The sequence below is a fragment of the Pseudomonas sp. 9.3L genome (assembly GCF_058536285.1).
In genome coordinates this window covers 18165-38556 of sequence record NZ_JBZUBK010000002.1, presented here as the reverse complement: position 1 = coordinate 38556, position 20392 = coordinate 18165, and the positions used below count along the sequence as shown (strand labels likewise).

At 54.7% G+C, this 20392-nt stretch carries 22 protein-coding genes; all 22 read right to left on the bottom strand.

Translation table 11 applies throughout. From position 1 onward, the window contains the following. Positions 1–5: 5 nt before the first annotated feature. Positions 6–2924, bottom strand: a complete 2919-nt coding sequence (locus AC4LE2_RS21340; protein WP_491828248.1) for a conjugative transfer ATPase — start codon at positions 2922–2924, stop codon at positions 6–8. Next, positions 2924–3382 (bottom strand): TIGR03751 family conjugal transfer lipoprotein, encoded by a 459-nt coding sequence (locus tag AC4LE2_RS21335; protein ID WP_491828247.1) that lies wholly within the window; start codon positions 3380–3382, stop codon positions 2924–2926. Before AC4LE2_RS21335 ends, AC4LE2_RS21340 begins: the two co-directional genes overlap by 1 nt. Beyond that, a complete protein-coding gene (locus tag AC4LE2_RS21330) occupies positions 3363–4862 on the bottom strand; it encodes a TIGR03752 family integrating conjugative element protein (protein WP_491828246.1) in 1500 nt (499 codons plus the stop codon). Before AC4LE2_RS21330 ends, AC4LE2_RS21335 begins: the two co-directional genes overlap by 20 nt. After that, on the bottom strand, positions 4852–5757 hold the full coding sequence (locus AC4LE2_RS21325) for a TIGR03749 family integrating conjugative element protein (RefSeq protein WP_491828245.1): 906 nt from the start codon (positions 5755–5757) through the stop codon (positions 4852–4854). Before AC4LE2_RS21325 ends, AC4LE2_RS21330 begins: the two co-directional genes overlap by 11 nt. A 2-nt stretch (positions 5758–5759) precedes the next feature. Next, complete coding sequence (locus AC4LE2_RS21320) at positions 5760–6419, bottom strand: PFL_4703 family integrating conjugative element protein (RefSeq protein ID WP_491828244.1); 660 nt, start codon at positions 6417–6419, stop codon at positions 5760–5762. Then, positions 6419–6826 carry a TIGR03750 family conjugal transfer protein gene (locus AC4LE2_RS21315; RefSeq protein WP_491828243.1) on the bottom strand — a complete coding sequence of 136 codons (408 nt, stop codon included), beginning with the start codon at positions 6824–6826 and terminating at the stop codon, positions 6419–6421. Before AC4LE2_RS21315 ends, AC4LE2_RS21320 begins: the two co-directional genes overlap by 1 nt. 31 nt (positions 6827–6857) lie before the next feature. After that, positions 6858–7247 carry a TIGR03745 family integrating conjugative element membrane protein gene (locus AC4LE2_RS21310; protein WP_491828242.1) on the bottom strand — a complete coding sequence of 130 codons (390 nt, stop codon included), beginning with the start codon at positions 7245–7247 and terminating at the stop codon, positions 6858–6860. Positions 7248–7292: 45 nt separating this feature from the next. Beyond that, a complete protein-coding gene (locus AC4LE2_RS21305) occupies positions 7293–7526 on the bottom strand; it encodes a TIGR03758 family integrating conjugative element protein (RefSeq protein ID WP_491828241.1) in 234 nt (77 codons plus the stop codon). Positions 7527–7531: 5 nt separating this feature from the next. Continuing rightward, positions 7532–7870: an integrative conjugative element protein, RAQPRD family gene (locus tag AC4LE2_RS21300; RefSeq protein ID WP_491828240.1), complete on the bottom strand. Its 339-nt coding sequence runs from the start codon at positions 7868–7870 to the stop codon at positions 7532–7534. Between the two features lie 89 nt (positions 7871–7959). Then, positions 7960–8268, bottom strand: a complete 309-nt coding sequence (locus tag AC4LE2_RS21295; RefSeq protein WP_491828239.1) for a DUF4177 domain-containing protein — start codon at positions 8266–8268, stop codon at positions 7960–7962. 181 nt (positions 8269–8449) lie between these two features. Continuing rightward, entirely contained in the window at positions 8450–8758 is a 309-nt protein-coding gene (locus tag AC4LE2_RS21290; protein WP_491828238.1) for a hypothetical protein, read from the bottom strand. 49 nt (positions 8759–8807) lie between these two features. Continuing rightward, the gene (locus AC4LE2_RS21285) at positions 8808–9554 is read right to left on the bottom strand and encodes a TIGR03747 family integrating conjugative element membrane protein (protein WP_491828237.1); all 747 of its coding nucleotides are present in this window, start codon (positions 9552–9554) and stop codon (positions 8808–8810) included. 275 nt (positions 9555–9829) lie between these two features. After that, positions 9830–12013 carry a type IV conjugative transfer system coupling protein TraD gene (gene traD, locus AC4LE2_RS21280; protein ID WP_491828236.1) on the bottom strand — a complete coding sequence of 728 codons (2184 nt, stop codon included), beginning with the start codon at positions 12011–12013 and terminating at the stop codon, positions 9830–9832. A 2-nt stretch (positions 12014–12015) separates the two neighbouring features. Next, positions 12016–12534: an integrating conjugative element protein gene (locus AC4LE2_RS21275; RefSeq protein WP_491828235.1), complete on the bottom strand. Its 519-nt coding sequence runs from the start codon at positions 12532–12534 to the stop codon at positions 12016–12018. Beyond that, entirely contained in the window at positions 12531–13106 is a 576-nt protein-coding gene (locus AC4LE2_RS21270) for a lysozyme family protein (RefSeq protein ID WP_491828234.1), read from the bottom strand. The genes AC4LE2_RS21275 and AC4LE2_RS21270 overlap by 4 nt, the downstream gene beginning before the upstream one ends. Next, positions 13091–13846 carry a TIGR03759 family integrating conjugative element protein gene (locus AC4LE2_RS21265; RefSeq protein WP_491828233.1) on the bottom strand — a complete coding sequence of 252 codons (756 nt, stop codon included), beginning with the start codon at positions 13844–13846 and terminating at the stop codon, positions 13091–13093. Before AC4LE2_RS21265 ends, AC4LE2_RS21270 begins: the two co-directional genes overlap by 16 nt. Before the next feature lie 16 nt (positions 13847–13862). Beyond that, a complete protein-coding gene (locus AC4LE2_RS21260) occupies positions 13863–14618 on the bottom strand; it encodes a hypothetical protein (protein WP_491828232.1) in 756 nt (251 codons plus the stop codon). Continuing rightward, entirely contained in the window at positions 14611–15207 is a 597-nt protein-coding gene (pilL2, locus tag AC4LE2_RS21255; protein WP_491828231.1) for a PFGI-1 class ICE element type IV pilus protein PilL2, read from the bottom strand. The genes AC4LE2_RS21260 and pilL2 overlap by 8 nt, the downstream gene beginning before the upstream one ends. A 174-nt stretch (positions 15208–15381) precedes the next feature. After that, positions 15382–15774 carry a hypothetical protein gene (locus tag AC4LE2_RS21250; RefSeq protein WP_491828230.1) on the bottom strand — a complete coding sequence of 131 codons (393 nt, stop codon included), beginning with the start codon at positions 15772–15774 and terminating at the stop codon, positions 15382–15384. Between the two features lie 96 nt (positions 15775–15870). Next, on the bottom strand, positions 15871–18108 hold the full coding sequence (locus AC4LE2_RS21245) for an SNF2-related protein (protein WP_491828229.1): 2238 nt from the start codon (positions 18106–18108) through the stop codon (positions 15871–15873). A gap of 88 nt (positions 18109–18196) precedes the next feature. Continuing rightward, positions 18197–19663, bottom strand: coding sequence for a DUF6094 domain-containing protein (locus AC4LE2_RS21240; protein WP_491828228.1), 1467 nt, complete (start codon positions 19661–19663; stop codon positions 18197–18199). 27 nt (positions 19664–19690) lie between these two features. Beyond that, entirely contained in the window at positions 19691–20290 is a 600-nt protein-coding gene (locus AC4LE2_RS21235) for a hypothetical protein (RefSeq protein WP_491828227.1), read from the bottom strand. Positions 20291–20392: the final 102 nt, after the last annotated feature.

Genomic DNA, 20392 nt, shown 5'->3' with positions numbered 1-20392 from the left:
TCGACTCATTGAAGCGCTTCCTTATTTTCGTTTTTCCCCCGGCTCAGGATTTCTAGGCCCCGGGCGCGGTCAATTTTTTCAGCCATGATGATGGCGGCATCAAGCTCCGAACAACCGTGCTCATTCATGATCCGGTACCGCTCGTTCTTCTCCTCCGGTTCAGTCATAGCCAAGGCGAGATACAGGCTCGGCGGGACTGTCCGGAATAGCATTTCCATGGATTTGGAAAGCACCACACCTTCCGCGAACTTGTGCTTTTCCTTGCGCGCCGAAAGCATCAGGGCCTTCTGAGCATCGTTGAGCTCACGAAAGCGGGAAATCTTGGCAACTTCATCAGGCGGCATGCTCAAGCAGATCCACCACTCGATCATGTTCAGCATTGGCGCAGCTTCAGGCGGCAGATCGTCGATGTTCTGAGTAGCCAGCCAGAACCAGGCGCCTAGCTTCCGCCACATCTTCGTGATCTTCACCACATAGGGGCAGAGCAAGGAATTCTTAGTGATGATGTGGCCTTCGTCGGTCACGTTGATCAGCGGGCGGCCCTTGTACTGGTCGCGCTCCGCGATGTTGTTCACGGTGTTGATCAGTGAGATGTACGAGATTGAAAGCTGCGCGTTGTAGCCTTCGCGAGCATAGGTCGCCAAATCTACGATGGTAACGTCCGCTTCAGGCCATGGAGTGCCGGCACGGTTAAATACGTCACCATCGGCGCCTTGGCAGAACATATCCATAGCGTCTGCCATTTCAAGTAGGCGATTGCGACGGTTCTCGGTGAGTTCCTCATCGCGGCCCATAGAGCGCAGAGCGTCCCTCACGTCCTGCGTCAGGACCGTACTAGCTTTAGCTTCACATACCTTGGCAGCGTTGATAATGCACTGACGGATCATGCTGCGGTCCGCACGTGACATGCGGGCTTCTTCCTTGGTCTCACCGCCAGTGATCATCAGGCGTGCGGTAATCTCAAGCTCGCCCAGGATGTCCCGTTCCTCATCATCGTCAGCGTCAGCGTCAGACATGCCAGGCATAGCTGCTGTAGGCTTGGTGACTACATCCTCTTCGTCACCATCAATGTCCAGTGTGGCCAGTACGTCAGGTGCCACCAACCGGCGTGCATCGGCAAACGGAGCCAGGCTGATACCCGAACCTGGAGCCAGCTTGACCCGGTGTACTGTCAAGCCCATACGAGCGAAGAAGTCACCCGTGAGACCAAAGCTATTGCCCGCTTCCACGATAAACAGCCGAGGCCGGTAGATCGCGACGGCCTGGTGGAGGAGAGTGTTGAGCGTTGCTGACTTGCCGGCACCAGTTGGGCCAAATAGGAACAGATGAGCATTCATTTGCCGATCAAGGGGATTGAGCGGGTCAAACGTGACCGGCCCACCACCTCGGTTAAAGAGCGTGAATCCAGGATGACCTGTCCCAGTGCTTCTGCCCCACACCGGGCACATGTTCGCGATGTGCTGGGCAAACATCATCTGGGTGTACCAGCCCGCATTTTTTTGTGAAGGATCGAAGCAGGCCGGTAGCCAGCGCAGATAGCTATTGAGCGGAGCTACTTCATCTTCCTCGCGCACCGGCAGCAGTCCGTTGTTAAGCATAACGTTGTGCAGCTGGAGTGTACGGTGATCGAGCTCTCGGTCATCTTTGCCTCGGATGAAAAAGCCCACGCTGCACTGATACAGCTTATGAGAGCTCGACAAGATGGTGCGGGCACGACGGATATCAGAACGGGCATTCTCGGAGGCAAGCGTGTCACCGACCGATTTCTTGCCCAGATAGTTGAGCTTGGCCTCCAACACGTCCTGCGGGTTCACTACCATAGTGATGCATAGGGTTGTATCTTCCGGCATCTGGTCGAACAGGGCATTTATGGCATTACCACCCTTACGGGTCTCGCCAGTGAGATGTCCGGTCGTAGGGGGCAAGCGCAGCTTATCTACCATGACCACTCGATGAGGCATCCCGTCGAAATACCAGAGGCCTTGGTCTACGTCCGATACTGGCTGATTGAAGAATAGCCGATCGGAAAAGTCGCGACCTGCAGCTAGCTCCAGCTCTCCTGGCTCAGTGGTCTCTGGATATGAAGTAAGACGGTAGAACTCGTCCTTGTCAGGGATCAAAGTCGGGGCAGGGTTAAACCAACGCAGCAACCAGTCGTGAATCGGACCCTCGGACATGCGGCGTGCAGATACGCCGGCATTGGCTAGCCCCCCGGACAGACGATCGCAGATTGAGTTGAGCTCCTCCTCGGCAGACTGTCCACGCCGAGCTGCAGCACCAACCGAGCGCCGGTAGACGACCATCCTGCACTCACGCATCTGACCTCGCCAAGGCAACCGTGAGACAGTTGTGTCCTCGAACAGCCCACCTGGGCGCGAGATGCTTTTCAAATGGTGCTCAAAGTCCCTTAGGTAGGCCTCACTGAACTCGGTACCTTGTGCCCGCGGCTGCACATAATCCCGCAAACCTGTAGTGAAAGGGTCCCAGTTCGTATCGTCCCTTGCATAGAACTGGACTACCCATGGGTGCTCATCGAGCTCGTCAAAGCTGTCTTGGAGCGCGCGTTCAAGCGCATCCCTTACCGAACGAAGCCAGTGTTCGTCGCGGCCTTCGGTACCTACCGATGAAAGATCATAGAACGCAGCGACCGATGCCCCATCCTCAAGCAGCATGCACTGGGAGTCAGGCAGGAATTCCGCCCAGGGTAAGAGCTTCACAAAGGATGGGAGGGTGTCGTATGTACGACGATGATCGCTCTCTGTAGCCGGACGTGCATGCGGATCTAATGCATCACCGGGAGCAGGGATACCGGCATCAGCCAACTTCGCGACATGATCCTCCCACACGTCTCTCTCAGCGTCAGGAGTTGTTTCAGGTACTGATTTGAATCGCTTGAAAAATGATAGCTTCTCAAACCTCCCCATTAATAATCCTCCGTCCGCTCGCCTGGCATGGCGTATTGGACCCGCTGGTAAAGTGGGAAAACAGTGCTATAGCCTGGAACCGGCGATGGATCACTGCCGGCCATATGGGGGTACACGTACATCACCAAATCCGGGTTCGGCAGGCGTCGGAACTGACTGTAGATTTCGTTTTGAGCGGTGCGAGTGTATTGACTTGGGTCGTTACGCTCTGCCTCTGCAGCGATGCCTTTGTCTTGTACAGCGGCTCCTTCCGTCAACGGCCGACGCAGTTGCTGCCGTGCGTCGAGCATTTTGAGCTGCCCAACACTGCCGGAGCCGCCACCCGTGCCTTGGGTCCAGATATCCATCATGGTGTGGTCACCATGGGGGAGCATCTCATCCTTGGTAGTTGAGCAACCAGCCAGCACCAGGCTCAACGCCAGGGTTCCAAGAGTGGGGTTAATCCAGAGTCGAGACATGCGGGGCCCCTGTGCCGTACTTGACCTTGCGGCCTTTGAGTTCGTAGTCGATTTGCAGCTCTTTATCCAAGTGGATCGAGACCTTGGCTCCAGGCTGGACATACACAGCCGCAAACGCTTGTCCGTAAAGCTTGTTCACCCAGTCAGATACATTGCCTACGCCACTTGTAAGAATCTGCTGAACCGCTTGGTTACCAGTTGTAGTCGAGCCACCAAACGATCCGCCGCTGCCTGAGAAAACGGACGTCGAGCTGCCGCTGCTATCAGAATTTCCAAAAATAGTGGCTGCACCGGCGCCTGCAGCTGTAATCAGAGTCTGGGTGCCTATGTACTGATTGGCGTTGCTCTTGCGCTCACCACCTACACACGGGATACCGTACTGATCGCTGATCCAACCCAAACCGCCCTGTACTTGGTCCAGGTCTGAGCCTTTATTTTCCGAGTTACCACTGCCCTTATTCTTGGAGGCATCCTCAGGTGCGGGCAAGGTTCTTACCCGGCCATCATTGAATACGAAGGTAATGCTGCGCACCTGACCTCGCACACAGGAGAGGGTCCAATCGCCGGTCGCGCTGCCTGAAACAACGGCTCCAGCAACGTCTGGCAGATCGATGCCATTGGCAGTGAGATTGTCAGGACCGATCAATACTTTGAACGGGTAGGGGTCGTTCACAGTGCCGTCTATTGGTACACGTCCGACCAGTGCCGTCATGGCTACGGACCCCATCAGGGTTGAGTTTTGCGGAAGCGTATATACCTTACGAACCTTCTTCTTTTCCGCTCCGCCAACCTTAGTGGTTGCCTCTGCCAGCTTCGATTGGGTGCTGTCGCTACCTGAGCCAAAACTGGTTGGGAAGCTATATCCGGTTACTTTTTTGCCCCCTGAACCTGATAGACCAGGCGAAGCATCAAGTTCACGCTTGTCAGACGGATCTATCCAGGTTATCCCGTCTCCACTACCACTTCCGTTCCCTGTGAAGCCTGAACCCTCACCGCCGTCCAGACCCAGCCCTACGGGCATATCCTTGCTATTGGGCTGCTTGTAATTGCTTACTTCAGCTTTGAAGCGCTCCATCATGGACTTGGCGTCTGTGGTTGCCCGAGACAGATTTTTCTGGTCATCCTGGAGCTTGTCCTTCTGGTCACGAAGTCCACTTTCAATACGATTATCGATGTCGCTTTCGCGCGAGCGCAGGCGCTTGTTTTCCTTCACTAAGTCTTCATTGCTTCCTTGCAAGGTTTTCAGGTCGATACGCATGGCCTTCACCTGGCCGACCAGGGTTGCAACAATATCTTTGGAAGTATCTCCCTCCACCCCCAGCGTCTTCATCTCCGAGGGTGTTAGCTGAGGCTTGTCTTCCACCACCTGAGCAGGGCGATCGCTTTTGTTTTTGAGGGTGACGATCCCAATAAAGATTGCCACTGCGGCAACTCCGATGACGATCCACTTGAGCAAGCCACTAGCGCTATTAGTGCTCATGCTTGGCTCCCCCCACATTGGCAGACGGGTCAATTGGGCTCATGGATGGCAATACTGACTTGCTCAGGTCGCGACCTTGAGTAACCAGGTAGGCCACCGTCGTATCTGCATCGCTGCCACGATTTCCCAGATAAGAATGCTGGAACGTGGCCGCACGTAAATCACCGGTCAACTCTCGAGGATCAAGCGTGATGCGCATAGCCGATAGATTTTTGAGCCGCACTGCAGTGACCCAGTAATCATCAAGCTTCCATGACGCTAGAGCGGTCGCCTGGATAGGCTGAGTAGGCATAAGCCCTGACAAATCCAGCGAAGGGTTGATGTTGGCCTGGCTGATACCATCCACTGCCTCTACCGTACGCAAAGGGGCATACAGCGATTGGCTGGCGTAGCGAGTAAGCACGACTGGAACAGGTGTTGCGCGCTTCTCTGGGCGAGCATCGCGCTCGTCATCGTCATCCTCATCTGCTTCGTTAGCATCTGTACTCACAGGTGCGCTGGCATATTTGGTGCTAGCCACATCGCCTCGAACAACCTTGACCGGTTCCAATTCAGCCTTACCTTCAGTAGGTGGATTAGCCGCAATATCCAGCAAGATCAGCTCGCCCGTGGTTTCAGACTGCACCTGCAAGCGAGTTGGCTCTATTGCCTCACTAGCTCTGAGGTAAATAGCGCCATTAGCGCTCTGCACACGTAGCTTGTCTTTGATGGAGTTGGGTACACCGACCCGGACGTTCTCTTCGACGAATACAACGCGCTCTTGGCCTACAACCAAGGGCACGGGAAGGGGCAGACGCTGCCAGCGCAGAATCTCGACTGCATGCGCTGGAATAGAAAGGATCAGTCCGGCTGTTGCAGCAACAAGACAGGAGTAAACAGGCAGGACGCGTTTCATGTTCAATCTCCTTTGGCAGCCAGGTCAGCAGGTTCCGGGGTAGTGATGCGCATGGGAGCGCTGGTGTAACAGTCCAATGCCATCCCCCACGGGTTCATCTCACCGTCGCCATCCATGCGCACAACCTTGACGGGATACCGCACAAAGGATTTTTTAACCGGTTCCGAGGCATAGTATTCGCTCGTGGCCAGGTCCAAATTTACCTGCCAAGAATCCATGGATAGCTGCTTGACCCGCATAACAGGATCGTCTGAATAGCCGCGTCCAGGAATTTCGGAAACGTAACGGATTCGGTCTTTCAGTTCGTTGTTCTCATTGCGAAATTTGTAGTCCCCTTGCAGGAAGGCCCGGCAGCTGGGTGTCAAATATTGCTTGAGTATGGATATCTTGTTTTCGTAGTCGCGCTTGCCATCCACCGGCCAGCTATTGAGCTGCTGAAAGATGTAGGAAGTGAACGAATAGACGCTTTCTGGTGGTATATCCCACCACTTCCGGGTACTACCCGAACGCAAATCTGGCGGTACATGAACTGTTAGGTCTTTGGGTGAATGCCACCATCCAGCGCCGGCTGCTATCGCCAGGCCGCACGCGACAATGCAGGCAACTCGTAGGGTTTTGACGTGAGCTTCCAATCGGGCGACGTCGTTGCGGATTCTGCTCATTATTTGACGCCTCGACGATGAAACCAGATCCCCGACCGCTTGATGAGAATGCGGCCGCCAAACCAGCCTGCGATTGCAGGAAACCGATGGGTAAGCTTCCATTGAAGATTTCGGTAAAACCACTCATCTGGACGGCCTCGTTTCAGGCGGCGCATGATACGGCCGCCTGTCACGATTCCCAGGGCACCTACAAGAAGGCCGGCAGTAGGCACAAGGGCAATTTTGCTAAATACAATTGCGAGGATGACGCCCAAACCCAGTCCTATAGCCACCGAGACTGCTCCAACAAAAAAAAGCTCATCCGCTGTTAGCCCCATCACCACAACAGGTTGTCTGTTGAGGCGGTTGGGAAGAAAATCTACGGTCCCATCTGCTAGGGTTCTGAGCGGTTCATAGCTCTCTTCCATCAGAAACAACCTCAGAAACTGAAGGGAACCGTCACAGGATCTCGGCAGCCTGAGTGCACAGCCATATAACTAGAACCAGGATCAACGCGCCTACACCCACAGTCGCGCCGAAGTCGCCCCAGGTTTTACGGCCTGCTTGCACTTGCCCGTATGAGCCAACCGAATGGTGGGCAACAACCAAGAAAGCTACCGTAGCCAAAGCTAGGCCCAGCAAGATGCCGATGTCAGATCCATAGTTTTTAAGCGTTTCCATGATGCCTGAACCGTTACCGCGAGTTGGTGCGTCAGAAACAGGCATAACCGCAAAGGCCGGGCTGATCGACGACATGATGCCGGCAGCTGCAAAGAGTGTTTTGATGGAAAGATTCCGAGCTCCATTTACAGTTCGCGTAATAGGATTGCTGCTGATCACTTCTTTCATGGAATGCCTCCTTCGGCATGGGTTTGTAACGCAATAAATTTCAGATCACTGCAAAAGCAGGTATGCCAAGCCAAGAAAAATAAGGATGAATCGAGCAGCTGTCGTGACCACTGCTGCCCTGTCCAATCGTTGGTTTGCCCATCCTCGATAAGCCGAGAGCACCGCCCATGCTCCCCAAAGAAAAATGGCGACAAAGACCAGCCCTACGAACAAATTCGAAGCAACAGAAGGTGCAAAGCCACCTGTGGCTTGGAAGGCGCTGTTTTGCGCTGCTGTCATAGCTGTCATGGCGCGACGGGGCCAGTGCGCGTGTAGTGACCAGACAGTGTCCCAGGGTCCCGTGGCTGAGCACGGGTAGGGGTCATATAGGTCTGCAAGCCTTTACGAATCGTATCGAGGTCTTGCTGCAGACGTTCGTAATCGAAGTGATAGCGTTCGCCTTCTGGGCTACTCAGTTCAGCGCTGCGTTGTGCAACGCGCTGCGACTGGTCAATTTGGCGAATGATCAGCTCAAGATTTTCGGCTTCAATCGCGCTTGCAGCTGAGGCACATTGACCGCCTGCAAGAGCGGTGATCACCAATGCGATCACTCTGGCGCGAAGGGGTAACCGAGCATGTTTCATCGTCTAAATCCTGGCTTTGGCCGTTGGACACAGCCTGCCAAGCTCTTGAAGAAACATCCGCAAACAATGCTATTTGCAACCCAACCTATTTATTCCGAAGAACATTTTGTTCGCTTCATTATCAGCAGGTAGGCGACGGGGACTACATACACCGCTCCTGAAATCTGATTCTGCACAGCGCTAGCCTGAGCAACTGACTGCCAAACTGGCTCGACCGTTACAAGCTCCCATCCATAGCTCCCATGCTCGTTGAGAGCATCCTCGATCGTGCCGGCCAGTTCGCTGTGTAGGGCAGCCTGATAATCGGAGACATATTTTTTCTTGATCAGACCTGTCTCGCGCCTATCGTAGGCGGCTGGAAGATTAATCGTCTTGTACTCGATAGACAGAAGGGTCATAGATCACTCTCGGGTGTTGCGGGCCGCAACATCTGGACCTGCTGTAGGGGGTCTTCAGCTCGCGTTCCTTAAGGCTGCCTAAAGGGGCTGCAACGATTCTGAGAATATCCCTATCTAGAGAGCGGATCTCAAAGGTAGCGTGCCTCACCGGATGCACAGGTCTGGTTCACCTGCACGCTTATCAATTACTAGGCAGCGATGAGCTCACAATTTCAAAATCGGCCTCTTCGTAACTGAGGGTGATCTCCCGGTAATCCGAGGTCTTGTGCTCAAGGGCTGATCTCGGGTATGTAGTGCCGGCGACTCCTAGTGCAAAGCACCACGGCTCAGAAGCGGTATGAGCACGCGCACTGTTGATCTGCCAACTCACAACTGAAATCAATTCACGTAAAGCCTGAGCGAAAGGAATCTCTTGCTGGTTCCCGCTCAGAGCCAAGTGCTCTTCAAGCTTGGCCGCCCCTACTTGCGTCAATCCAGTGATCAGTCGCATAGATTCGCTCTCTAAATCAGGTTTTTCACAGTCCAAAACTTCCGGTCCATCACAAGTACTTCTTGAAGCTGCCTGCGGTGATGCTGACTGACACGGCGAGCATGACCGCGCACGGCAGAAGTACCAAAATAGGACTGATGCTGATTGGTATGGAGAGGTAGATGATCCAGGGGGCCACTGCTAGCGGTTTGATCGTGGCTCGCGCTCGATGGTACAGAAACCCTGACTCCAGCCCCGCGCCAAAGCGGCGTATGTCGCGACGAACCAAACCGTCGACAAAACCGACCAGGACGGCCATTCCAAACAAAGGAAGGGTCAAGGTCAGCACAATCAGCCGTACCAGGAAGGTCAGGATCGTGTACACCGCTGCAAGCCCGTAGTCTTCCGCCAACACCATGGCGTGACCGATGCTATGGTCCCAACCATGGCCATTGGTACTCTGGTCGTGGTAGGTCGCAGAGAGGTTCTGAACAAAGGCGACAAAACCGGTATCCACGAAAAACAGCTTGTAGGCACTTTCGATGATCCACAAGGCCGTTTCTCCGGGCTCATGTACGATCACGCTGCGGGTGAAATCCTCCGAAAGCCAATCCAGCTCTGTGCAGAGCATGGTTTGCGCGTGCTGCCAGCCCTGATCACCCCAGAAAAAATACAGCCCAATCCACTCGAAGACCACGCTGATAAAAAGCGAGCCGAACATAACCGCCAGGAATCGGAAGGGCAGAGTGAGGGTGCTGACGAACCAGCCACTTTGCTGTACCTGCTGCCGATCAGCAGTCTTTGCCATATCCGCCATGGGATTTTTGTCCTTGTTAGTGGAGCGTGACAGCGATGGTTTCGCACTGCAGCAAAACGACTCCTGCGACAGGATCCTGAAGGCTTAGAGCCACTGAACCATTCTGTCGTATCCAAGCCGGTTGAAACCCCAACTTGCGTAGCCGTTCATACACCGCAGGCTCATCAAGAGCTCCGCTGTACGTCGCACAGATCTCGCTCTGAAGCAGTTGAGATAAGCTGTACAAAGCTTCTGAACCAGCAACCTTGACTCTGAACCAGAGCTTCTGTGGAAGGTTATCTATCATCGCGGCTCTCCTCCGTGAGGGCTTGGGGTGTTGGGGATCCGGACATAACAGGAGCAGGACTTTCGAAATCAAGGTCAAGGTCCGCCGGTAGATCGTCCTGGGCGCCTCCCACAGGCCCTGTGTTGTTCCACCACTCGCCGCTGTCCAAGTAGTTGCTGCGCATGTAACTGGCCAGGTGCTGCAAGTCTTTTGGCATCTTTTCATCCGGATCGACCGCAGGCAGAGGCATGCGAATCTTCCAGAGATTGCCACCTTCAATCAGAGCAAAGGCCTGCCCCTTAGGTAGCGAAACCACATGGGAAGGCTCGATCAGCGGGACCGAGACCGAGCTAATCCGGTCCTGGGTGTTGGAGGTGAAAGCCGTGTTTCCGGTTGGGTCCGATGTATCGGTAGCGCCGCTCACCTGAGTTGTGGCGTACACATCGACCTTGTTCAGCTGGTTGGTCAGCAGCTCAGCGGTGGCTGTTTCCCGGACACGCAGCATGAATAGGTTGTTGAAGTTACCAATCACCTGACCAGCCTTGGCACGGTTGCCGATTCGGGCCTCAATGTCGCTCAGGGTTTGGGTGTAGGCTGTCACCTGAATGCCGGCACCGCCTCCCTTGTTGATCATAGGGATGAACTCTTCCCCCATAAGCTCGTTAAATTCATCACAGTGCAGGTTGATTGGGATCTTGGTGCCCGTATCGCTACCCGGCAGGCCATCGTCCACGCCATGCTTGTAGATATGGCCAGCCACCGACACCAAGTCGGAAAACATCGAGTTGCCCACCGCAGCGGCAACCTCGGAGTCCGATAGGGCATCTAGGCCCACGTAGACGATCCCGCGCTTACGGATAATCTGCATCCAGTCGAAGATAGGGCGCGGATCGTTCAGGTCGTTATAATTGGGGGAAATGAGCTCAGCCATGCGGCCCGTAGTGAGCTTTTCCAACAACGGCAGCAGGCTCGCTACGATCTTGTCGAAATAGGTCTTGTCATAACGCACAGCGCTACGCAAGCCGTCCATCACTGGGTCTTCGACCCGAATCTGAGAGAGGTAGGCATCGAGCGCGACCACGCGCAGCGACCGGCCCTTCATGTTGAAGGGAATATTCTTCTCATTGAGCTTGCCCTCAATCGTTATGACCTTCTCCCACTCTCTGGGATCGCGCCTGGAAAAGAACAACTGCGCATATTCTAGGAACAGGCCTTCGATGTTGATCACATGACGCTGGATCTTCATGTAATCCGGACGCTGGCCAAGCTCGTTCAAGGCACGTGCAATGATGTTCACGAACCGCCAGGAGAATTCCTTAAACGCCGCACTGTTGCCTTGGCTGGGCAACTGACCTGCCACCCGGCTGGCCACCTCAGAAATCCTCCCAAAGCGACCTACAGCGTTGTAACGTGCCGATATGTCCGGCCAGCCCAGGTGAAAAACGTAGAACTCGCCCAGACGACCCGCACGCTCTGCCTCGACATAGGCGCGCTTGAGCAAGTCTGCATCGCCTTTAGGGTCGAAAATGATCGTTGTCTCCCCCCGATTGATGTCCTGAGTAATGAAAACCTCGGCTAATCGGGTCTTGCCCACGCGAGTCGTTCCCAGTACAAGCGAATGCCCTACACGCTCGCCCAAGGGCAGGGAAACCGGGACCTCGTTAGGTTCGATTCCGTGCAAACGTGGCGACCCACCAACCGGGGGTAGCGGACGCACCGGATTCAACCATGAGTCGGACGAGGTCAGCCGCGGTATCAGGCTGAAGGGGAACGGAGTCTTCTCCATACGCTCTTCTAGACGGCGTGCGGCCACATAGCTGGGCTTTGGCTCTACATAGGCTCGATATTCGGGACGGTACGTCTGCAGCAAACGCTGGGTGTGTTTCTGCTCCCACTTGAAGCCCATGCCAATGAACAGGCGCTTGTTACTCACCGGCACCTTACGGCTTTTCATCTCGTAGCGTGGCAGCCTACGAATATTGCGCTGGTACCGCAAAACGGTCAGACCCTGACTAAGGCGCTTCAGACCAAAGAGGACCATCACGATTGCAGTCGCGTATCCAAACTCTGGAGATAGAGCAATAGCCCACGGCGAGACCACACTGACAACTGCGCAACATGAGCACACAAAGGCCGTACAGAGCTCAACTGGTGGGCGTAGCAACGCTTCGATTGCATGATGTTTTAGGGTCATGACTACTGCTCAATACTTTGGAATGTAACCAGTGCAGGGTAGTGATCCAACGACAACCGTTTGGCTACATCTCCACCAGGTGTCGGTAGCATGGTCAGGCCGGCACCCACCTGGCGTAGGGCCTGTAACCCGTTGACCGTTTTGACATTCACAACCATGCCTACGGCCCCCATGGCAACGAGTGCATCCTTACGCGATATGAGCCACGCACGTGATAAATCGTCGTCTCCTACGATGAAAAACGGTCTCAGTCCTGGCGCATTGATCTGTCGCCGAACCACCTGACCTGGGCTGATACTGGGAGACAGGACTGGAAGCATGTTGGCCTCTGTAACTGGCCCTGACAGAGGTCGTGCTTGCGATGCTTGTGAGGTGTCCGGCTCAGGATTCAGTTGCTCATAATACGGTTCGGCCGATGCGCCACCTGCATCGTCGACCACTTTGAGCGCTCCGAAAGCGCACGTGATCGAAAATGCTTTAAGGAGGGCCGTCCAGCCAAGACAGATAGCGGTCCGTTTCATGGGTTGCCTACCAAGAGAGTATTGGAATCATTGCCGAGTACACGGCGTAAATGACTGTCGAAGGCTGTTCGATAGCGTGCGGCAGGTGCTCCCCCAGCAGGCCGATGGTATCTGCCGGCTGCTTCAGTCCAGTTGCCGGTCTGGTCGTACCATCCCCTAAGAATCTCGGCACTGACCGACAGGTTTCGATAGGGATCAAGCGCTTCGCAAGGCTCTTTGAAATGATGGCCGTTCCAGCCGATGTTGACCTGCGCAATGCCGGCATCAACGCGCTTGGCCCCAGCTTCGCGAATACCGATCAGTAGTGCTGTGCAAGCTGCTTCGCGAGTCGCAAATCGATACGAAGCGCCGGCAACATTCAAGGTCCAAGGCCAAGGAAGTAGCCGGTCCTTAATTCTGGTACCGGACTCCTGAAGCGCTAAAGAGAACAAAACGACTCCGGGTACTCCGGCGGTGAATCCAGCAAGTTGATAGGCCGGAGGCGGCAGCTCATCTGCCTTAGCAAGGCTCATCGTCACCCAGCAGCAAGTCAACACGAAGGCCTTAAGCAGTGCGGTCACTGCTGCACCCATTTGCCGCCGGTTTTACGCAGAGCAATTGGGAAATTTGAAGCGGAAACCGAGGTGCCTGATGCTCCTAGAACAGCCTCCAAGCGACCCTCATCGTGGTTGAGGGTAATGATTTTTTGTCGGACCTTAGAAGCTTCGATGCCCGAGGCAATCGCCCAGGCGCGCAGCTTGTCATCGCTATCGGCGTCGTCGAGCATATAGATATCGAATGGCGTGCCTTTTAGCTGTAGAGCTTTGACACGAGCAGAGCAGGCCTGGCAATCAGGTTTAACGAACAAGGCTAGACGTCCATTGCCCTCGACCTCAGACTCAAGAGAGGGTGGCCTTTCGTTAAACATGGGCTTGTCTGGACGCAGATTAATGACCTGCTGGCCACGATTGAGCTCAGCCACTGCATTGTCATAGGCGCGCTGGTACTCAAGCTCTTTCTGAACCCGTTTGGTTTCGGCAACGGCCTGCAAATGTGCAAAACGATCGCGCTCTGCGTCGGACCGCGCTTCTATACCCAGTACAGCTATAGGGTCTAACCCGGGTGAGTAGATCCCACGAGCGCCTTTCATGAGTTCGGAATACCGATCCCACTCCTCAACTGACAAACCCCAACGTTCAGCCTGCTTCTGGGATATCTCTTTGTCATTGGAGGAATGCACTTGAGTATTCTGTACCTGGCTTGTGGTGTCCTGTGCATGTGCGCCGCAGGAGCCAATAACTGCGCAGGCCAGTAGGAAATTCCGCATAGACATGATCACTGTTTTACACTCACTGAAGCGTCAAAACCTGAGTAGTGCCGTTGACTTCAAACTCGGCGGTGGTACTGCCTAGATTGCGCAGCTGCCAGTCGTAGCGGGTATCGCCAGGGCGTATCAGAGAAATCTGATCAAGGCGTGTACTGCCATTAGGGGCAACTGATAGGAAGCGCTCACCACCACGAATCTCAAAGCCAATCACTTGAAAGGGAGGGCTCAGTTTTACTGGACGCTGCGCAACGACCAAGGGAGTTTTAGGACGAGATTTAGCCGGCTGTGCCGCTGATACCATTACAGGTCTCTGGGCAAGAACATTCACGCGCTTGTCCATAGCTTCAAGAGCAGTCTGGATGGACTCAATTTGTGCCTTGAAGGCCAGAAAATCCGGTGATTCGCTACCGGTTTGTTGCGTCCCGACCATTTTAGCTTTGAGGTCTTCAACTTGGTTTTTCAGCTCTTGCTGGGCGACAGCGAAATCGGTACGTAGCATCACGTCTTTCTGTTTGTCGCTGACGGTCGCTACCTCTTCAGCAAGCAATGTCATGTGCTCATTGACACCCTTGATCGCTAATTCTTGTCGATCTGCTTGATCGGCATCCCCCATGTGACTGATCTGTACCTGCTGATAGCCATTCCAGCCCACAAGCAGCAGCAGTGCGCCGCAAACTGCTAGAGCTGGAGCCTTGGATTTAGGAACTTGAGCTCGACGATCAACACCTAGCCGACGTTCCTGACGCTCCTGAGGGAGTGCGCTTAGCTGTTCAGTCATGTGCGAATCCTCCTGCAGGAGCACTAGATGAGCTAGCTGCTACTCGCGCTATTCGCTCATAGCCTTGGCGCTTTTCGAAACAGATGTTGCGAGACACCTCGTCGACTACTACCTGCCAGGCGGGACCTGCGAGGATCTGAACGGTATTTCGAAGTGTCATCGGGCCGAGCTGGTACTGGGAGGCGGGGAGAGGTAGTCCATAGAGGACTTTCACATCCCCCTGGGCAGGGCAAAGGCCATAGCCAGAACGCTGCATGACGTAGCTCATCGCCTCATGCACGTTCGGGGTCATGGACTGAGGGATGGTAACGTTGATGATCTGACTAAGTAGGTCGCGCTGTTCGGCCCCGGGCTCAGTACTGACTAGAGTGTAACGACCGTAACGGACGACCGGCTCTGGAATCGGTGTAGCGCCCTTGGGATACAGGTCCGGACGGACTTGTTCAGGAATACGGCTGCCGTCCTGGGCACTGGTAGCCAGAGCAGTTGTGCCGGCGTTTTTTCCCGTTGCGCAGCCTGACAGAACCAATAGGGCCAGTGCCGCGCTGGCCAGGCCATACCGCTGCGAAGCAGCAATCGGGATACTCATCGTGAAGCCCTCACACCAATATGGCCTCTACGATGGATAACTGCGTCAATCTGCGCAGCAATAAATGGGATATTGATCAGAACCTATTTTTGGCCTGCACCTAACCGGACCCTACCAGCAATCCTCTGTTGCTCATCAAAATCCGTTCTAGCACAGGCTTGGCTAAGGAAAGGGTTATATTGTAACCGTCTCTTTAAGCTTGATCACGATAGGATCACCAACCTTAAGCGTTGCTATACCTGGCTGACCGTCTGGTCCGAATAGCTCAATCGCAAAATTGACCATGTCTTTTTTCTCGCATGACAGCGTTGCCCTATTTGCTTCATGAAGGTGCGTTATTGGGTTGAAGCGGTACGCAACATTGACCTCACATTTCATAGCTCTCAGCGACCTTTGAGTTTTTTCATCATTACTCACAGCCAAATCGCCTGCAAAAAACGTATCTGAGCTTGCGAATTGCCAAAGAGTGGCAGTGATGGTGGTTCCAGAGTCGATCTTGGTCTTGGGTCCACAGCCCAAGAGTGCGAAGGAGCACATTGCTAGAAGAGCGGTTTTTTTGAAGTGCATTGCCTAATTACCTATCAGTAGTGTGCTGATTGAAACTGAAAAATTGCGAGATTTTCAGATATGAAAAAAGCCCCCCTTAGGGGGCTATAAGGATACTCAACCCGCGACTAGTTGCCGAGCGAGAGCCATTTCTACTGAATCACCATCCTGATTGAGCGAATCGAGGCCGGACTCGGGCACATCGCCAGAGGTCGACTGTGATACTGCTATTTTCTTTGCCATAAGCTCAAGACAAGCAATCTGCGAGGTTTTGGCATAGCCAACAAACACCACACGAACCGCCTGCTTTTGCCCAATACGCCATGAGCGCCTAGCTGCCTGTTGCAAGGTGTAGACGTTCCAGCCTGTCTGCATGAAGCAAATGGTTGGAAAGTCGAGCAGATCAAGACCTGTTTTGACCAGCTCCGGGTTTGTGATTAATACGTCGATGCCTCGAGCCACCTGGTCGAGAATCCAGTCCTCACGGCGGGCCGTGTCAACTGAAGCCCTCAGCACTGCAACCTTTAGCCCCTGACCCTCCAGAATCATCTTGAGGCGAGCTGTGGTGTCCCTGGTACCTGTGTAAACCGAGTACACAAGCACCTTGCGGCCTTGGGCCTTCTCTTCCTGGCACAACTGCACAAGCTTGCGTTCCTTGGGCATCAGCTCCATTTCCTGAAAAATGGTAGGTACAAACGCTAGTAACTCCCGAGACCGCGGATGCTTGACGGTCTCAGCTCGAAAACAGCAATCGGGCCATGCCAGCAACACGTTCAACACCACACCTAGCAGGGTCGTATCCCGTCGAGCTAGGGCTTGCCGCAGCTCAGCGGTAAGGCTGCCTGCAAGACGCGCATATGCTCCCGCCTGCTCGTCGTCCATGTCGACCTCTACAAACTGCTCGACGTAGGACGGCAGGACGTTGCCCCCGATATCCTTAAGTTTCAGGAATACCGTGAAGGGCAGCACGTAGCGCAAGATGCCCTTGGGACCAAATCCTGGAGCCTTCACTGACCGGACACTGAGCGCCTTGCCGCGAGCGGTCTTGTGCGCACGGTCGTCCTTCTCCGTGTAGATGTCTTTCAACACCCCGTGCTCCCTCATGAACGACATGGCAGCCGGTGCCATGCTTCCCCGACTATTCGGCCGGTACCCATCCTCGATCATGCGCCGAGTAATGATCCGAAATAGCAGGTAGAAAAGATCATCGGCATAGCCCCCCATCAAGGTCCCGGTCAGCAACAAGGTCTTGCGGGCCTTGGCAGCAAGTACGCCCATGGCTTGCCCCTGGGCGGAACCTGCATTCTTGTATTCATGCCCCTCATCGACGATAAGCAGGTCAAAAGTATGGTCTGGTAAGTACCGCTTGATGAACTCGGTAGGCTGATAGCCACCTTCACCCAGACCAAACTCGATGTTGGCCATCGCACGCTCCATGCGCTTGGCCTGCTTGTCGCTGAAAACGAAATTGCCCTCACGATCCATTAGATTGATGAACTCGTGGACGTTGTCGGCCAGCATCGAGGCGAGAAAATCTTCCCCAAACTGGTTGACCAGCGATTCCGCTTTCACTGGGCCGATGGTTGGAATCCGGCACATCGATTTAAGGATGATTGAACGACGATTACCGGCATCAGGCTTACCTGCCCTTAACAACGACCAGAGACGCTCACCACACGCGGGGCAGCTTTGGCGCCTAGCGTCGAGCATGAACTGCTCCACGGTTCGGTAGTTGCCGTCGTCATCTAGGAGGTTGCCGAAGCAACCTGGGCAGGTTGCTACAACCATCTGACCGATCTGCTTGGTGACACATACCGGCTTCCAGTGAAACCCCATGCGCATGCGAACGCGGCCGAGGATAAAGAACTCTTGCTTGCCATCATCAGCCAGACCTAGCTGATCACGCAGTTTAAGCAACTTGGTAAGCGTGTCAGGCCCGTTGAGAACCCAGACACGTGCATTAGGCACAGTCTCAAGGATTTCCCGACGCCATTTGTAGACGAGATGCGGTGGGGAGACGATAAGCGAGCGCCGATAGCCTTCCTGGTACAGCACTGCTGCTACAGCTATTGCCATCATTGTCTTCCCTGTCCCCATTTCGGCATTGATCACGCCGGCTTGTTCGCCTTTATCCAGCAGAAGGGCAGCCATGGCCTGCACGACTTCCGATTGAGCTGGAAAGGGCTTTCTCTTGAGCGAAGCCATCACGGCCTGGCGAGTGCGCGAGCCATTTCCCCCATACACCGGGGGATTGGATTGGTTTAGCGATGCAAGCAGCTCTTCGCCAAATTCCGCAACGAAATCGTTGAGGTCAATGGACAGAGCCGCGTCTTGCTGGGTGGTTTGGTCGTGCATGTCAGTCACTCCAGATAACGGGCATGCACGACCCCAGACGGGCGCGGCAAAGGCCCGTATGGGTTTTCAGCAGGATTGCTGAGAGGGTCTAGTACTCGGAGGGGAACAGCAGCGTAGTCACGCTTCTATCCGCCTCTGTGATAATCCAAAGTTTGGTCTCGGCTTCGACATCGATGTCGTAGACCGAGAACAGACGGTTGCCCAGCCGCAGGGCAGCATCGTTGGAACTCTTGTCCTCGTCACAGCAATCCCCCCAGTCCCCGGCAAAATGCCGACGAATATAAGGCGCTGGATTTAGAAACCCATCGGCAACCACATCGTTTACGCCTCTGCTAAACACCAGACTTCCCGAAGGAAACTTGGAGCCTGCCACAGAAGCTCGAACGTCCTGCATGGCTGTCTCAGGGGTTTCTATCGGCGGAGGCTCTTCAGCCTTTGCCGTTGAGGTGATCTTCATGATCCGTCCCAGGGAAGCCGATCCAGGCGTCATGTCCCATGCCAGGATCACTGGAATAAAACGATCAGTCAGAATGCGTACCTCCGAAACTGTGCCATCCTCATTTTCGGTGAACTCGGTCTTGCGTGACTTCTCCTTGTAGGTATCGCCCTTGAGCACCAAAACCCTGCCGGCCTTGGACGTGACAACACCCGAAATGGCCCCGGCCGCCAGCGCAAGCGCTAAATGCCAGGAGGACAACGCACGAACCGGTGGGCGCGGTTGTACGCCCATGTGGTGAAAGTGCAGGCCGAAGTCGGGCCACAAGCCTGAAAGGCGAGTGGTTTCCTCAGCGAACTGCGATGCCTCTAAAGAGACGCGGTAGAAGTGCTCCAACTCGCCAGTGGCTGCAGGAACCTGATAGGGATCAAGCGTCCAGTCGACCGGCAGTTCATCTGGCTGCGTGTCGCCCTTACCAATGCTTAGCAACAGGTCCTTGAGCTCTCCTTGGGGGAGAGTACGGTCCTGATCCTTGCGCTTAGTTCTGACGCCAAATACCACAATCTGCCGAAATTGCTGCTCTGGTGCGCGATAGACCCGAAGGTCTGAAAAATGATTGCACAACCAGCTGCTGAATTCTGCGTCCAAGCAGCCATTGGGAACAATGCACACCATGACACCGCCGTACTGCAGATAGTGGATAGCGCGCTGATAGAACACCTTCTCTAACCGGCGCCGGCCCTTGCTCTGATACTGCGATGCTCCGCTGTGGTCGGCAACTAGGTCGCCGTAGGGTGGATTGAACCAGAGCAGACCAAAGGACTGGCGAGAGATCATGGTGTCGAATAGATCTCCCTGCAGTACCTGATCAGCCATTTCTCTGGCATGGCTTGCTCGATCTCTGTCGTACTCGACAGCGTAGGCCTGGACTGAATCACGGCCTAGAACATGGGCGGCCTCAGCAATCGCAACCCCTTCACCGGCACAGGGATCAATGATCCGCATCGTGCCTGCTGAAGGTTGCAAAGCACCCAGGGCCCGCTCAAGCGTTGCCTCATCGGTAGGGTAATAGCCATTTTTGGCGAAGTTGCGTGCCAACCTAGGAAACATGAGTCCCATGGAGCCTCCAAAAAAGGACACAGCAGGCTAGGCCCGCTGTGTTGTGGTAGTAAGAAGCTGTTGACGGATTAGCTGGCCGAGGTGGGTTTCAAGCTCATCGAGACGCAGCGACAATCGCCATGCCTTGACAGGCCCTAACGGGGCAGGGAGTGCGGAGAGCATCTGCAACTGGTGTAGCAGGCTCAGAACCTGTTCACGCCAGTGATCGAGTAGAGGTAGAGGGCAGGTCTCGCGTACCAGTGGCCAAAGCATTTCCTCGGACATGTGCTGGCCGGGGGGAAGCAACGCAAAGGCGGTATGGTTCGCAAGGTCCGGTTTGGCAACCCTTTTGTCGAAGATCCACAGATGTACGAGGCTACCGAACAAAGTGCGCTTGAAAGTCCGAGTGGTGCGCTTGTCGAGCATGTTCACGTTGCCCACATACACCGGCAAGGACCGTTGTTCGTGAACGACGTGAAAATGCTCAAGCCCACCTTCACTTGAGGCCAAGGTCAACCTAGCGAAAAATTCCTGCACGACGGTATCTCTCCCCCATGCAGACATAAACACCAGGCCGCGCTGCTCGTCGCATACGCAAGCATCTACAAACAGATCGGGACATTCGTCCACGGTATACAAGTGGGGCATGGCGATCGCCTTTCAGAAAAAAGAAAGGGCGCCGCCCCGGATGGGTTGGTCGCCCATTGGGTGAAGTAGTCCTTACGGACGATGTGGTGAGTTCTACTGCGG

What these genes read in the sequence shown, in the direction of transcription:
- AC4LE2_RS21340 (WP_491828248.1), bottom strand. Translation starts at nt 2,924, where the DNA reads ATGGGGAGGTTTGAGAAGCTATCATTTTTCAAGCGATTCAAATCAGTA.
- AC4LE2_RS21335 (WP_491828247.1), bottom strand. Translation starts at nt 3,382, where the DNA reads ATGTCTCGACTCTGGATTAACCCCACTCTTGGAACCCTGGCGTTGAGC.
- AC4LE2_RS21330 (WP_491828246.1), bottom strand. Translation starts at nt 4,862, where the DNA reads ATGAGCACTAATAGCGCTAGTGGCTTGCTCAAGTGGATCGTCATCGGA.
- AC4LE2_RS21325 (WP_491828245.1), bottom strand. Translation starts at nt 5,757, where the DNA reads ATGAAACGCGTCCTGCCTGTTTACTCCTGTCTTGTTGCTGCAACAGCC.
- AC4LE2_RS21320 (WP_491828244.1), bottom strand. Translation starts at nt 6,419, where the DNA reads ATGAGCAGAATCCGCAACGACGTCGCCCGATTGGAAGCTCACGTCAAA.
- AC4LE2_RS21315 (WP_491828243.1), bottom strand. Translation starts at nt 6,826, where the DNA reads ATGGAAGAGAGCTATGAACCGCTCAGAACCCTAGCAGATGGGACCGTA.
- AC4LE2_RS21310 (WP_491828242.1), bottom strand. Translation starts at nt 7,247, where the DNA reads ATGAAAGAAGTGATCAGCAGCAATCCTATTACGCGAACTGTAAATGGA.
- AC4LE2_RS21305 (WP_491828241.1), bottom strand. Translation starts at nt 7,526, where the DNA reads ATGACAGCAGCGCAAAACAGCGCCTTCCAAGCCACAGGTGGCTTTGCA.
- AC4LE2_RS21300 (WP_491828240.1), bottom strand. Translation starts at nt 7,870, where the DNA reads ATGAAACATGCTCGGTTACCCCTTCGCGCCAGAGTGATCGCATTGGTG.
- AC4LE2_RS21295 (WP_491828239.1), bottom strand. Translation starts at nt 8,268, where the DNA reads ATGACCCTTCTGTCTATCGAGTACAAGACGATTAATCTTCCAGCCGCC.
- AC4LE2_RS21290 (WP_491828238.1), bottom strand. Translation starts at nt 8,758, where the DNA reads ATGCGACTGATCACTGGATTGACGCAAGTAGGGGCGGCCAAGCTTGAA.
- AC4LE2_RS21285 (WP_491828237.1), bottom strand. Translation starts at nt 9,554, where the DNA reads ATGGCGGATATGGCAAAGACTGCTGATCGGCAGCAGGTACAGCAAAGT.
- traD (WP_491828236.1), bottom strand. Translation starts at nt 12,013, where the DNA reads ATGACCCTAAAACATCATGCAATCGAAGCGTTGCTACGCCCACCAGTT.
- AC4LE2_RS21275 (WP_491828235.1), bottom strand. Translation starts at nt 12,534, where the DNA reads ATGAAACGGACCGCTATCTGTCTTGGCTGGACGGCCCTCCTTAAAGCA.
- AC4LE2_RS21270 (WP_491828234.1), bottom strand. Translation starts at nt 13,106, where the DNA reads ATGGGTGCAGCAGTGACCGCACTGCTTAAGGCCTTCGTGTTGACTTGC.
- AC4LE2_RS21265 (WP_491828233.1), bottom strand. Translation starts at nt 13,846, where the DNA reads ATGTCTATGCGGAATTTCCTACTGGCCTGCGCAGTTATTGGCTCCTGC.
- AC4LE2_RS21260 (WP_491828232.1), bottom strand. Translation starts at nt 14,618, where the DNA reads ATGACTGAACAGCTAAGCGCACTCCCTCAGGAGCGTCAGGAACGTCGG.
- pilL2 (WP_491828231.1), bottom strand. Translation starts at nt 15,207, where the DNA reads ATGAGTATCCCGATTGCTGCTTCGCAGCGGTATGGCCTGGCCAGCGCG.
- AC4LE2_RS21250 (WP_491828230.1), bottom strand. Translation starts at nt 15,774, where the DNA reads ATGCACTTCAAAAAAACCGCTCTTCTAGCAATGTGCTCCTTCGCACTC.
- AC4LE2_RS21245 (WP_491828229.1), bottom strand. Translation starts at nt 18,108, where the DNA reads ATGCACGACCAAACCACCCAGCAAGACGCGGCTCTGTCCATTGACCTC.
- AC4LE2_RS21240 (WP_491828228.1), bottom strand. Translation starts at nt 19,663, where the DNA reads ATGGGACTCATGTTTCCTAGGTTGGCACGCAACTTCGCCAAAAATGGC.
- AC4LE2_RS21235 (WP_491828227.1), bottom strand. Translation starts at nt 20,290, where the DNA reads ATGCCCCACTTGTATACCGTGGACGAATGTCCCGATCTGTTTGTAGAT.